The organism is Roseateles oligotrophus, assembly GCF_014204525.1.
GTDB lineage: Bacteria > Pseudomonadota > Gammaproteobacteria > Burkholderiales > Burkholderiaceae_C > Paucibacter_A > Paucibacter_A oligotrophus_A.
This window is the reverse complement of the sequence record NZ_JACHLP010000006.1, coordinates 322323-334862: the sequence shown is the minus strand read 5'-3', so window position 1 is coordinate 334862 and position 12540 is coordinate 322323. Positions and strand designations below refer to the sequence as shown.

Sequence of the window (12540 nt, the reverse complement as noted above, 5' to 3'; positions counted from 1 at the left end):
CCCGCCCATGCTAGAGCAACGCATCCAACAACAATTCTTTGAGAGCGCCGACCTGCTGTACCAGGTGGCCGAGAACCTTTCACGTCCTTTGTCCAGCGCCGCGCAGATGCTGATCGACGGCATCACCGGCGGTGGCCGCGTGCTGTGTTGCGGCCTGGGTCTCTCGTCCCTGGATGCGCAATACATGGCGGCCCTGCTGGTGGGCCGTTTCGAACAGGACCGGCCCGGCCTCGCGGCCATGGCCCTGGACGGCCAGACCCATGGCTATAGCCAGGAAGCGGCGCTGAGCCGCCAGGTGCAGGCTTTTGGCCACCCCGGCGATCTGCTGATCGTGTTCGAGTCCCTGGCCGCCCATCTCTCGCACTGGGCCCCGGTGCTGGAAGCGGCGCATGGCCAGGACATGAGCGTGATCGCCATCACCGGCAGCATCAACGACGAATTGCGCGGCCTGATGCGCGACACCGATGTGCAGATCCGCGTCCCCCATGGCCGCAGCGCCCGCGTGGCCGAGGCCCAGCGCCTCTTGGCCCATTGCCTTTGCGATGCGATCGATTTGCAGTTGCTGGGCGAGGCCGACGAGTAAACCGAACGTTTGATTTTTCTTTGCATGAAGAACGATTCCACCCACAGGACACGCATGAGCAAGCCAGCTTTGAACCGCCGTCAGTCGACTTCCGCCTCCTTCCCTGCCCTGCCCCGCCTGGCCTTGCTCGGCGCCGTGCTGATGGCCGGCCTGCTGAACACGGCTTGTGCGCCCCTGGTGATAGGCGGTGCCATGGTGGGCGGCGCGATGGTGGCGACGGACCGCCGCACCTCGGGCAGCCAGGTCGAGGACGAGGGCGTCGAGTTCAAGGCCGCCGCCCGGGTGCGCGAGCACTTCGGCAACAACGCCCACGTCAATATCAATAGCTATAACCGCCTGGTGCTGATCACCGGCGAGGTGGCCAGCGAGGCCGACCGCAACAAGCTGGAGAGCTTGGTCGCCGGCGTCGAAAACGTGCGCAGCGTGCTCAATGAGACGGCGGTCCTGCCCACCAGCTCCTTCAGCAGCCGCTCCAACGATGTGCTGATCGCCACCAAGGTCAAGGCCCAGTTCGTTGACGCCAAGGACCTGCTGTCCAATGCCTTCTACGTGGTGGTGGAGCGCGAGGCCGTCTACCTGATGGGCCGCGTCACCGAACGCGAGGCCGGCCGCGCCAGCGAGCTGGCGCGTGGCGTCAGCGGCGTGAAGAAGGTGGTGCGCGCCTTCGAGATCATCAGCGAGGAAGAGCTGGCGCGGATCACACCTCAAGCCAAAAAGTGATCGCGCGCCAAGGTTTTTCGGGCCGAGCGCCGGGCCGTCCCAAGCCGGCCCGCGTGGGTGCTGCTTGCCGGTCAATCCGGCAAGCAGCACCGTCCCCTCGGGGGACCGGTTGGACTCGCCCGCGTTCAGCGCGGCGAGGCCGGACGAGGGGTGCTACTTCAATCGCTTGATCAGGCTGGAGGTATCCCAGCGCTGCCCGCCCAGGGCCTGCACATCGGCATAGAACTGGTCCACCAGGGCCGTCACCGGCAGGCGGGCGCCGTTGCGGCGGGCTTCGTCCAGCACCAGGCCCAGATCCTTGCGCATCCAGTCGACGGCGAAGCCGAAGTCGAAGCGGCCCTCGACCATGGTCTTGCCGCGGTTGTCCATCTGCCAGCTCTGGGCCGCGCCCTTGCCGATAACGTCCAGCACCTGCGGCATGTCCAAGCCGGCTTTCTGCCCGAAGGCGATGGCCTCGGCCAGGCCTTGCACCAGGCCGGCGATGCAGATCTGATTGACCATCTTGGCCAGCTGGCCGGCGCCCGATTCACCCACCCGGGTCACCGCCTTGGCGAAGGCCAGGGCCAGCGGCCGAATCGTTTCGAACGGCGCCGCGTCGCCGCCGCACATCACCGTGAGCGCGCCATTCACCGCACCGGCCTGGCCGCCGGACACCGGGGCGTCGACAAAGTGCAGACCGCGCGCTTTGGCTTGCGCAAACAGCTCGCGCGCCACCTCGGCCGAGGCGGTGGTGTGGTCCACGAAAACCGCGCCGGCCCGCATGCCGGCAAAAGCGCCCTGCTCGCCCAGCACGACGGAGCGCAAATCATCGTCATTGCCCACGCAGGCGAACACGATGTCGGCACCGGCCGCGGCGGCCGCCGGCGTCGCGGCCACCTGGCCACCAAACTCCTGGGCCCAGGCCTGGGCCTTGGCCGAAGTGCGGTTGTAGACCGTCAGCGCATGGCCGGCGCGGGCCAGGTGGCCGGCCATGGGGTGGCCCATCACGCCCAGGCCCAGGAAGGCGAGCCGGCGCTGGGGAATGGCCTCGTAACGACGTTCCGCGACGGTGGCGGCCGGGGTTTGGCTCATGGATGGACCTCAGACAATGGTGAAATGTTCGGTGCCCGAGGATAGATCCCCCGCGCGGGCCCGCTCGCTATTGAGCTTGATCTGCAGGCGCAGATCGTTGACCGAGTCGGCATTGCGCAAAGCGTCTTCGTAAGTGACCTTGCCCATCTCGTAAAGGTCGAACAAGGCCTGGTCAAAGGTCTGCATGCCTTGCTCGCGCGAGCGCTTCATGATTTCCTTGATCTCGCCCACCTCACCCTTGAAGATCAGGTCGGAAATCAAGGGCGTGTTGAGCAGGATCTCCACCGCCGCCACCCGGCCCTTGCCCTCGCGGCGCGGCAAGAGGCGCTGCGAGACCAGGGCGCGCAGATTGAGGGACAGGTCCATCAGCAGCTGGGTGCGGCGCTCCTCGGGGAAGAAGTTGATGATGCGGTCCAGGGCCTGGTTGGCGCTGTTGGCGTGCAGGGTGGCCATGCAGAGGTGGCCGGTCTCGGCAAAGGCCACGGCATGCTCCATGGTCTCGCGGTCGCGCAGCTCGCCCATCAGGATCACGTCCGGCGCCTGGCGCAGGGAGTTCTTCAGCGCGATCTCCCAGTTATCGGTGTCTATGCCCACCTCCCGCTGGCTGACGATGCAGTTCTTGTGCGGATGGACGAACTCCACCGGGTCTTCGATGGTGATGATGTGGCCGAAGGTGGTCTCGTTGCGCTCATCGATCATGGCCGCCAGCGAGGTGCTCTTGCCCGAACCGGTGGCGCCCACGACGATGATCAGGCCACGCTTGAACTGCACGACCTCACGCAGAATGGGCGGCAGCTCCAGCGAGGCGATGCTGGGCAGGGTGGCGGGAATGGTCCGCAGCACCAGGCCCACGCAGCCCTGCTGCAGATAGGCATTGACACGGAAGCGCCCCACGCCCTGGGGCGAGATGGCGAAATTGCATTCCTTGTGGCGTTCGAATTCGGCCGCCTGCTTGTCGTTCATGATGGCCCGCGCCAGCTGCAAGGTGTGCTGACCGGAGAGAGGCTGGGGCGAGACCTTGGTCACCTTGCCGTCCACCTTGATGGCGGGCGGGAACTCCGCGGTCAGGAACAAGTCCGAGCCCTTGCGCGACACCATCAAACGCAAGAGGTCGTTGATGAACTTGGTGGCCTGATCACGTTCCATGGAATTCCTGGTCTGAGGTTTTGAGGGCGGAAGGGCGGCGCGCCATCCTGAGAAATTTTGCCGTCACTCACGTGGCTGCGCCACATGAGTGACGTCGAATTTCCCAGGCTAGCCTGGGAAATTCTCAGGAAACTTGGCCTTGGCGCGCGCCTCCGCCGGGGAAATGAGGTTGCGGCGGACCAGGTCGGTGAGGTTCTGGTCCAGGGTCTGCATGCCCTGGTTATTGCCCGTCTGAATGGCCGAGTACATCTGCGCCACCTTGTTCTCGCGGATCAGATTGCGGATGGCTGAGCTGCCCAGCATGATTTCATGCGCCGCCACCCGGCCCGAGCCGTCCTTGAGCTTGCACAGGGTCTGCGAGATCACCGCCACCAGGGACTCCGACACCATGGCCCGCACCATTTCTTTTTCGGCCGCGGGGAAGACGTCGACGATACGGTCCACCGTCTTGGCGGCCGAGGAGGTGTGCAGGGTGCCGAAGACCAGGTGGCCGGTCTCGGCCGCCGTCAGGGCCAGGCGAATGGTTTCGAGGTCGCGCATTTCGCCCACCAGCACCGCGTCCGGGTCCTCGCGCAGGGCGGACTTCAGCGCATTGGCGAAACTCATGGTGTGCGGACCCACCTCGCGCTGATTGATCAGGCTCTTCTTGGATTCGTGGACGAACTCGATCGGGTCCTCGATGGTCAGGATGTGGCCGTACTCGTTTTCGTTCAGATGGTTGACCATGCCCGCCAAGGTGGTGGACTTGCCCGAGCCCGTGGGGCCGGTCACCAGCACCAGGCCGCGCGGGCGCAGGGCCAACTCGGCAAAGATCTTGGGCGCGTTCAGTTGCTCCAGCGAGAGGATCTTGCTCGGGATGGTACGGAACACCGCGCCCGCGCCGCGATTCTGGTTGAAGGCATTGACCCGGAAGCGCGCCAGGCCCTGGATCTCGAAGGAGAAGTCCACCTCCAGCGCCTCTTCGTAAATCTTGCGCTGCGAGTCGTTCATGATGTCGTACACCATGTCATGCACCTGGCGGTGCTCCAGCGCGTCCACATTGATGCGGCGCACATCGCCGTTGACCCGGATCATCGGGGGCAGACCGGCCGAGAGGTGCAGGTCCGAGGCCTTGTTCTTAACCGAGAATGCGAGCAGTTGGGTGATGTCCATGGATGGGGGCAATCATCTTTGTAGGAAGAAACAGGCGGGCCATTATGGCGACGATCGCAGACAAGATACAAGAACAGCGGCAGCGCATTGCATCCGCTTGCAAAGCTGCCGGACGGCCCGTGCAAGACATCAGCTTGCTGGTGGTGAGCAAGACCTTCCCCGCCAGCGCGGTGCGCGCCGCCCATGCGGCCGGCGAGCGCCGCTTTGGCGAGAACTATGTGCAGGAGGGCCTGGACAAGATCACAGAGCTGGCCGAGCTGCGCGCTGAGCTGGAATGGCATTTGATCGGCCCCCTGCAAAGCAATAAGACCAAGCCGGTGGCGCAGCACTTCGATTGGGTGCATAGCGTGGACCGGCTGAAGATCGCCCAGCGCCTCTCGGAACAGCGCCCGCCGGAGCTGCCGCCGCTGAACATCTGCCTGCAGGTCAATATCAGCGGCGAGGCCAGCAAGAGCGGCGTCAGCGCGGCCGATCTGCCCGCCCTGGCCCAGGCCGTGGCGGGCCTGCCGCGCCTGCGCCTGCGCGGCCTGATGGCCGTGCCCGAGCCGGCCGCTGACTTCGAAACTCAGCGCCAGCCGCACCGCGCCCTGGCCGCCTTGCTGGCGCAGCTGCGCCGGCAGCTCGGCCAGCAGCACAAGGGCCAAGACCTGAGCCTCGACACCTTGTCCATGGGCATGAGCGCCGATCTGGAGGCCGCGATTGCCGAAGGGGCCAGCATGGTCAGAGTGGGTTCCGCCATCTTCGGTGCCCGCACTTATCCACAGGTCTAGCAACCTGAAACGCGGATCTGCTCGGGTCGGAATTGCGCCGGCCTGCACCGGTCCCGCCGAAAGCCCTTGCGCATAATGGCCGCATGACGCCCTGGCCCGCCCTGTATGCCCTGAGCTTGCTGCTGCTGAGCCCGGCCGCGCTTGCAACCCCTGCAGCCCCCGTCAAGGTCGAGGACAGCATTGCCCAGCGCGCCCAGGCCTGCACCCTCTGCCACGGCAAGCAAGGCCGGGCCGCGGCCGACGGCTATTACCCGCGCCTGGCCGGCAAGCCGCAGGGCTATCTCTACAAGCAGTTGCTCAATTTCCGCGACGGCCGTCGCCACTACGGCTTGATGAGCGATCTGCTAGCCCCCTTGAGCGACGCCTATCTGCACGAGCTGGCCGGCTACTTCGCCGCGCTGGCGCTGCCCTACCCGCCGCCGCAAACCCCCAGCCTGCCGCCCGAGGCCCTGGCGCGTGGACGCCAGCTGGTCTTGCACGGTGACGCGGCGCGCAAGCTGCCGGCCTGCGTGCAATGCCATGGCGAACAGCTGAGCGGGGTGCAGCCCTTCATCCCCGGCTTGCTGAGCCTGCCGCGCGACTATCTGAACGGCCAGCTGGGGGCCTGGCGCAGCGGCCAGCGTCGGGCCCTGGCACCGGACTGCATGGCACAGATCGCCAAGACGCTGAAGGAAGACGAGATCAACGCCATCAGCCAATGGCTGGCCGCCCAGGCCCTGCCACCGGGCGCCAAGCCGGCCCAGGCCCTGCCCACGCCCCTGCCCCTGGACTGCGGCGGGCTCCAGCCATGAGCCGCCGGTTCAAGCTAGGCCTGCTGCTGGGCGCGGGCCTGCTGGGCGCCGCGGCCGCCTTGTTCGCGCTCAATCGCCTGGACGAAGGCCCGCCCGCCCCAGCGGCGCCGGCCCCCGCCCCGGATCAAGCCCTGGCGCGCGGCGCCTACCTGGCCCGCGTCGGCAATTGCATGGGCTGCCACACCCAGCGCGGCGGCACGCCCTATGCCGGCGGCCGCGCCATTGCCACGCCTTTTGGCAGCGTGTTCGCCCCCAATCTGACGCCGGACAAAAACCAGGGCCTGGGCAGTTGGAGCGCCGATGATTTCTGGCGTGCCCTGCACAATGGCCGCAGCCGGGACGGCCGCCTGCTCAGCCCCGCCTTTCCCTACAACAACTACAGCCTGCTCAGCCGCGCCGATGCCGATGCGCTGTATGCCTATCTGCGCACACTGCCGGCATCGGAGCAGCCCAATCGCGCCCACGAACTGCGCTTCCCCTACAACACCCAGCTCGCGCTGGCGGCCTGGCGGGCGCTGTACTTCCGCCCGGCGGTTTATCGGGCCGATGCCAACCAGTCCGCGCAGTGGAATCGCGGCGCCTATCTGAGCCAGGGCCTGGCCCATTGCAATGCCTGCCACGCGCCCCGCAACAGTCTGGGGGCCGTCGCGAGCGCCGATGACTTCTCCGGCGGCATGCTGGACGCCCTGGGCTGGTACGCCCCCTCGCTGCACGACCCGCAGGAGGGCAGCGTGGCCGGCTGGAGCCCGCAAGCCCTGCGCCAATGGCTGAAGAGCGGCCGCAACGAACACGCCAGCGCCCTGGGGCCCATGGGCGAGGTGATTCTGGGCAGCACCCAGTATCTGAGCGAGCCCGATCTGGACGCGATGCTGCTCTATCTGCAAACCCTGCCCCAGCATCCTGCCCGCCCAAGCCAAGCCCGCCCGGCCGAGCCGACCCTGCGCGCGCAAGGCGCCCGGCTCTACGACAGGCATTGCGCCAGCTGCCACGGTGACAAGGGCCAGGGGGCGCCCGGCGCCTACCCGGCCCTGGCCGGCAATCGCGTCGTGACCATGGCCACGCCGGCCAATCTGCTGCGCGTGATCCAGCGCGGCGGCTTTGCGCCGGCCACGGCCGGCAACCCACGGCCCTATGGCATGCCGCCTTTCGCCGGCGTGCTGGACGATGGCGAACTCGCCGCCCTGGCCAGTTATCTGCGCAGCGCCTGGGGCAACCAGGCACAGGGCGCCAGCGATGTGCGCCCCATGGATGTGTTGCAACTGAAGAGCCAGCGGGTGGATTGAGGGCCAATATCCGGGTAAACCATTGGTCGAGCGCTACGCCGCTATTTGCGGCCAATGCGCAAGGCCTTCCTTCCCCATGAACAGGGGGATTTGCGCCCGGCTTCATGCGTAATTGTTCACGCTCCCGGCTCGTCCGGTCCGCCCAAACCCGCGCTTAGCCCAGACACTTGCTCGCCGATTCAAGTGGGTCCAGGTGGAAACAAGCGCTCATGCAGACCGCTCGCAAGCATGGCGAAATAACCGCCCCAAAAAGCGGTTTGTTCTCACTCAAGTTCGGTCGGACCCGGACCGAAATCGTTGCAAGCCCCGTACCACGTCCGGGCTCAAACTCACCTCGGGCCGCGCAGGGTCGGCTCGGTCCCGAGAGTGAACACAAGATGGATTGCTGAGGAGAACCCTTACCCATGAAGCTTTTGACAGACTTGCGCATTGGCCACCGATTGGCCGTGAGCTTCGGCCTGATGATTGTGTTGCTGATCGCGATCGGCAGCTACGGCGCCCTAACGGCCAGCCACCTCGCCAAAGGCCTGGACCGTACGGCCAACTCCAGCCTGGTCAAGATCGCCGCGGCCAATGCCCTGGAAGGCAATGTCAACATCATTGCCCGCGCCTCCCGTGACCTGCTGCTGCTGGACGAAGCGCGCCAGATCAAGAAACAGAATGCGGCCATCGCCGCGGCCGGCCAGGACAGCGAGAAGCAGCTCAGCAGCCTGGAAGCCGCCCTCGACACGCCCAAGGAAAAAGAGCTGATCACCCAGGTGCGCGAACGCGAGGCCAAGTTCCTCGCCGCCGTCGCCAAGTTCCAGAAGATCCAGCAGGACGGCAGCCCGGATGAGGCCCGCGAGAGCCTGATCACCGATGTGCGCCCGGCCCAGCAAGCCTATCAGGACGGGCTCAAAAGCCTGGTCGATCTGCAATTCGACAGCGCCCGCGAACTGGCCGTCTCCGGCGGCGAACTGGCCCGCAACTCGGTGCTGCTGACCGCCGGCCTGGTGCTGGTGGCGGCGGTCATCGGCGTGGGCGGCGGCTATGTGATCTCGCGCTCCATCGTGCTGCCCGCCCGCCGCGCCCGCGAGGCCGCCGAGTCCATCAGCGCCGGCGACCTGACCCTGGCCATCCAGGCCGAGGGCACGGACGAGTTGAGCCAAATGCTGCGCGCCATGCAGGAGATGCAGAACGCCCTCTCCGGCGTGGTCAGCAGCGTCAGCAATGCGGCCGGCGAGGTGGCGCAGAACTCCTCCGCCATCGCGCAGAGCAATGTCAATCTGTCGGACCGCACCTCGCGCTCGGCCGCCAGCCTGCAGAACACCGCCGCCTCGGTGGAGCAGATCGCCGCCAATCTGCACGGCGCCAGCGACCTGACCCGCCGCGCCGCCGGCATCGCGGCCAAGGCCCGCCAGTCGGCCTCGGCCGGCGGCACGGTGGTGGCCAAGGTGGTGGACACCATGGAAGAGATCAGCGCCAGCTCGCGCAAGATCGGCGACATCATCGGCGTCATCGACGGCATCGCCTTCCAGACCAATATCCTGGCCCTGAACGCCGCCGTCGAAGCGGCCCGCGCCGGTGAACATGGCCGCGGCTTCGCCGTCGTGGCCTCCGAGGTGCGCGCCCTGGCCTCGCGCTCGGCCGCCGCCGCCAAGGAGATCAAGGTGCTGATCCAGGAGTCCTCGGTCAAGGTCGAGAACGGCACCTCCCTGGTCAATAACGCCGGCGTCACCATCCGCAGCGTGGTCGACGAGGTCAACAATATGGGCCAGCTGATCGAAGAGATTTCGCACTCGGCGCAGGAACAGGCCGCCGGCGTGGGCGTGGTCAATAACGCCATGAATGAGCTGGATCGCACCACGCAGCAGAACACCACCCTGGTCGACGAGCTGGGCCGCTCCACCGACGCGCTGAAGTCCAGCTCCTCCCGCCTGCTGGATGCGGTGGGCTTCTTCCGCTCGCCCAGCAAGGCCTATTGAGCCGCTGGCCACTTCTTTCTCAATGATTCAGCCACCCCTCACTCCCCAGGAGGCCAAAATGCAAACCCAGACTTTCACCCCCTCCTCCCTGCTGCGCGCGGCCGGCCTGTTCTGCGCCGCCATGACTCTCGCCCTGGCGGCCCAGGCCTCGCCCAAGGTGATCAAGAAGGTGCCGCCGGAGTTCCCGCGCGAAGCCGCCCAGCAATCCATTTCCAGCGGTGTCGTCAAGGCCAAGATGTCCATCGATGCCGAGGGCAAGGTCACCGGCGTCGACATCCTGGAAGCCGAACCACGCCGCGTCTTCGACAAGGCCGTCACCCGCGCCCTGATGGACTGGCGCTTTGAAGCATCCGGGGAAAAGCAGACCCACGAAGTCAAACTCGTCTTCAAGAACGAGGATTGAGAGAGCCGGGCCGCGCTGCAAGCGGCCTCGGCCACAGCGCGGGATATTCCCGCCCCGACCCACCCCGCCCCAGGCGCCGGTGGGTTTTTTCATGCCCGCGCCCTGTTCATGCTTTTCTTGCGCCACATCAATTCATACGCTTGACTGAATTTCCACGGGCTCGGACCATGGGCCCATGCCCAAGCAGAACAGCCCCAAGCCCGCCCGGTCCGAGCCGGCCTCCCGCAGCGAGCACACCCGCCACCAGTTGATCCTGGCCGCGCTGGACCTGATAGGCCGCCATGGCTATGAATTGGCCACCACCCGCACTCTGGCCGCCCAGGCCGGGGTGAATCTGGCGGCCATCCCCTACCACTTCGACACCAAGGAAGCCTTGTGCCGCAGCGCCGCGGAGTTCCTGGCCGCGCGCATGGAGGCCTTGCTGCATCAACCCCTGCTGGCCTTGCAAGCGGCCAGCGCTGGCTGCCAGGACCGGGATCGCCTGATCGATCTGCTCAGCGACTTCCTGCTGGCCCAGGCCCGCGCCCTGCTGTCGGGCGCGGTGCCGCAGAGCTGGCTGCAGTTCTTTCTGCGCAGCCAGTCCGAGGCAGGCAACCCGGCCGCCCCGGCTTTTGACGCGGTGCTGGGGCCCAGCCGGCGCCTGTGCCGGGACCTGGTGGGCCGCATCCTGCAGCGCTCGCCGCAGGACTTCGTCACCCGCAGCCTCAGCTTCAGCCTGCTGCACCAGCTGCTTTATTTCCGCCTGGCCGAGCCGGTGCTTTTGCAACATCTGGCGCAGAAGCGCCTGAGCCCGGCCCTGCTGGAGCAACTGCTGACCTTGCTTGGAACCAGCTTGCGCGCCCAGCTGCTGGCCCATGCCCAGAACTCTCCACTCAACAAGGACATCCAGCCATGACACGACAAGCCTATTTGATCGGCGGCGGCATCGCCGCCCTGGCCAGCGCCGCCCACCTGATCCGCGACGGCGGCTTCAAGGGCAGCGAGATCCACATCCTGGAAGCCAGCGGCATCCAGGGCGGCAGCATGGACGGCAGCGGCAATGCGCAAGAGGGTTATGTGATCCGCGGCGGCCGCATGTTCAATTTCTCCTACCTCTGCACCTATGAGCTGCTGGGCTTCATCCCCTCGCTCAGCGATCCCGGCAAGACGGTGCTGCAGGAATTCCAGGACTTCAATGCCGCGAACAAGACCCATGCGCGGGCGCGCCTGGTGCGCGGCGGCGAGATCGTGGCCGACAGCCATCGCATGGGTTTTGACGCCCGCGACCGCCTGGACCTGACCCAGATCGTCAGCGGCAGCGAGGAGGCGCTGGGCCGCAAACGCATCGACGAGTGCTTCCAGCCGCATTTCTTCGAGAGCAATTTCTGGCTGATGTGGTGCACCATGTTTGCCTTCCAGCCCTGGCATAGCGCGGTGGAGTTCAAGCGTTATCTGCACCGCTTTGTGCACGAGTTCCCCCGCATCAACACCCTGGCCGGCGTGGACCGGTCACCCTACAACCAGTACGACTCGGTCATCCTGCCGATCGAAACCTGGCTGCGTGCCCAGGGCGTGAACTTCCGCAACGGCTGCGTGGTGCAAGACATCGCCTTCAAGCCCGGCCGCGGCGAAATCACCGCCCAGGCCTTGCAGCTGCTGGAACAGGGCGAGGCCAAGACCGTCCGCGTGGCAGCGGGCGATCTGGTCTTCCTGACCAATGGCTCGATGACGGCCGCCGCCACCCTGGGCTCGCACGAGCAGGCCCCGCCGCTGTCCGTGGCCAAGACACCGGAATGGGCACTGTGGGAAACCATTGCCCGCAACCGGCGCGACTTCGGCAACCCGGGCAATTTCTGCAACCATGTGGACGAGTCCTTCTGGGAGTCCTTCACCGTCACCTGCCGCGATCCCTTGCTGCTGCAGCTGATCGAGGGCTTCAGCGGCAACCCGGCCGGCACCGGCGCCCTGGTGACCCTGGCCGACTCCAACTGGCTGATGAGTTTTGTCGTCGCCAAGCAGCCCCACTTCCTCAAGCAGCCCGCCGGGGTGGAGGTGTTCTGGGGCTACGGCCTGTTCCCCGACCGGGTGGGCAATTTCGTCGCCAAGCCCATGAGCGAATGCTCGGGCGCCGAGATCCTGCAGGAGCTGCTGGGCCATCTGCGCCTGCGCCAGCACGAGGCCGCGGTGCTGGAACATTGCCGCTGCGTGCCGGTCAAGCTGCCCTATATCACGGCCGAATTCCTGCTGCGCGATGGCACAGACCGCCCGGCCGTCGTGCCCCAGGGCTCGAGCAACTTCGCCTTCGTCAGCCAATTCTGCGAGCAGCCCAAGGACGTGGTGTTCACGGTGGAATACTCGGTGCGGGCGGCGCAGACCGCCGTCTACACCTTGCTGGGCCTGCAGAAAACGCCGCCGGCGGTCTACAAGGGCCAGGCCCAGCCCAGCGTGATGCGGGATGCGCTCAAGACCTTGCTGTCCTGAGCCGGGTGGTGGTGGAAAGCCGAGCCGCCGCCCCGCTCAGAAAACGACCACCGCACCCGCTGCGGCCATCAGCAGGACGACGGCCAGCATCAGCTTGTGGCGGGTCTTCAAATGGGCGAGGGTTTGGGGCATGGCGGTCTCCTGAACTGGCCCATGCTGACGCAAGCCGCCGGGCCGATCAAGAGTAACTTCCCGAG

The 12540-nt window shown here is 66.5% G+C and carries 12 protein-coding genes; 9 read left to right on the top strand and 3 right to left on the bottom strand.

All coding sequences use genetic code 11. The annotated features are described in order from the left end of the window. The first annotated feature begins 7 nt into the window (after positions 1-7). Both HNP55_RS16170 and HNP55_RS16165 read left to right on the top strand, forming a co-directional pair. Positions 8-583: an SIS domain-containing protein gene (locus tag HNP55_RS16170; protein WP_184301515.1), complete on the top strand. Its 576-nt coding sequence runs from the start codon at positions 8-10 to the stop codon at positions 581-583. A 54-nt stretch (positions 584-637) separates the two neighbouring features. Continuing rightward, positions 638-1303, top strand: a complete 666-nt coding sequence (locus tag HNP55_RS16165) for a BON domain-containing protein (protein WP_184301512.1) — start codon at positions 638-640, stop codon at positions 1301-1303. A 153-nt stretch (positions 1304-1456) separates the two neighbouring features. Here the strand turns inward: HNP55_RS16165 and HNP55_RS16160 are convergent, their stop codons facing one another. From HNP55_RS16160 to HNP55_RS16150, 3 genes are all read right to left on the bottom strand, one after another. Then, a complete protein-coding gene (locus tag HNP55_RS16160) occupies positions 1457-2374 on the bottom strand; it encodes an NAD(P)-dependent oxidoreductase (protein ID WP_184301509.1) in 918 nt (305 codons plus the stop codon). A gap of 9 nt (positions 2375-2383) precedes the next feature. After that, positions 2384-3520 carry a PilT/PilU family type 4a pilus ATPase gene (locus tag HNP55_RS16155; RefSeq protein ID WP_184301506.1) on the bottom strand — a complete coding sequence of 379 codons (1137 nt, stop codon included), beginning with the start codon at positions 3518-3520 and terminating at the stop codon, positions 2384-2386. 108 nt (positions 3521-3628) lie between these two features. Beyond that, on the bottom strand, positions 3629-4672 hold the full coding sequence (locus tag HNP55_RS16150) for a type IV pilus twitching motility protein PilT (RefSeq protein WP_184301503.1): 1044 nt from the start codon (positions 4670-4672) through the stop codon (positions 3629-3631). 44 nt (positions 4673-4716) lie between these two features. On the opposite strand from HNP55_RS16150, the gene HNP55_RS16145 reads away from it, so the two are divergent. The 7 genes from HNP55_RS16145 (at position 4717) to HNP55_RS16115 (ending at position 12343) form a co-directional block, all read left to right on the top strand. Further along, positions 4717-5442: a YggS family pyridoxal phosphate-dependent enzyme gene (locus tag HNP55_RS16145; protein WP_184301500.1), complete on the top strand. Its 726-nt coding sequence runs from the start codon at positions 4717-4719 to the stop codon at positions 5440-5442. A gap of 83 nt (positions 5443-5525) precedes the next feature. Continuing rightward, a complete protein-coding gene (locus HNP55_RS16140; protein ID WP_184301497.1) occupies positions 5526-6233 on the top strand; it encodes a c-type cytochrome in 708 nt (235 codons plus the stop codon). Further along, positions 6230-7516 carry a c-type cytochrome gene (locus HNP55_RS16135; RefSeq protein WP_184301495.1) on the top strand — a complete coding sequence of 429 codons (1287 nt, stop codon included), beginning with the start codon at positions 6230-6232 and terminating at the stop codon, positions 7514-7516. The genes HNP55_RS16140 and HNP55_RS16135 overlap by 4 nt, the downstream gene beginning before the upstream one ends. Positions 7517-7920: 404 nt before the next feature. After that, complete coding sequence (locus HNP55_RS16130) at positions 7921-9480, top strand: methyl-accepting chemotaxis protein (RefSeq protein ID WP_184301492.1); 1560 nt, start codon at positions 7921-7923, stop codon at positions 9478-9480. 58 nt (positions 9481-9538) lie between these two features. Further along, complete coding sequence (locus tag HNP55_RS16125) at positions 9539-9883, top strand: TonB family protein (protein WP_184301490.1); 345 nt, start codon at positions 9539-9541, stop codon at positions 9881-9883. Positions 9884-10058: 175 nt separating this feature from the next. Next, entirely contained in the window at positions 10059-10778 is a 720-nt protein-coding gene (locus HNP55_RS16120; RefSeq protein ID WP_184301487.1) for a TetR/AcrR family transcriptional regulator, read from the top strand. Continuing rightward, complete coding sequence (locus HNP55_RS16115; RefSeq protein ID WP_184301485.1) at positions 10775-12343, top strand: oleate hydratase; 1569 nt, start codon at positions 10775-10777, stop codon at positions 12341-12343. Before HNP55_RS16120 ends, HNP55_RS16115 begins: the two co-directional genes overlap by 4 nt. The last annotated feature ends 197 nt before the right edge of the window (positions 12344-12540 follow it).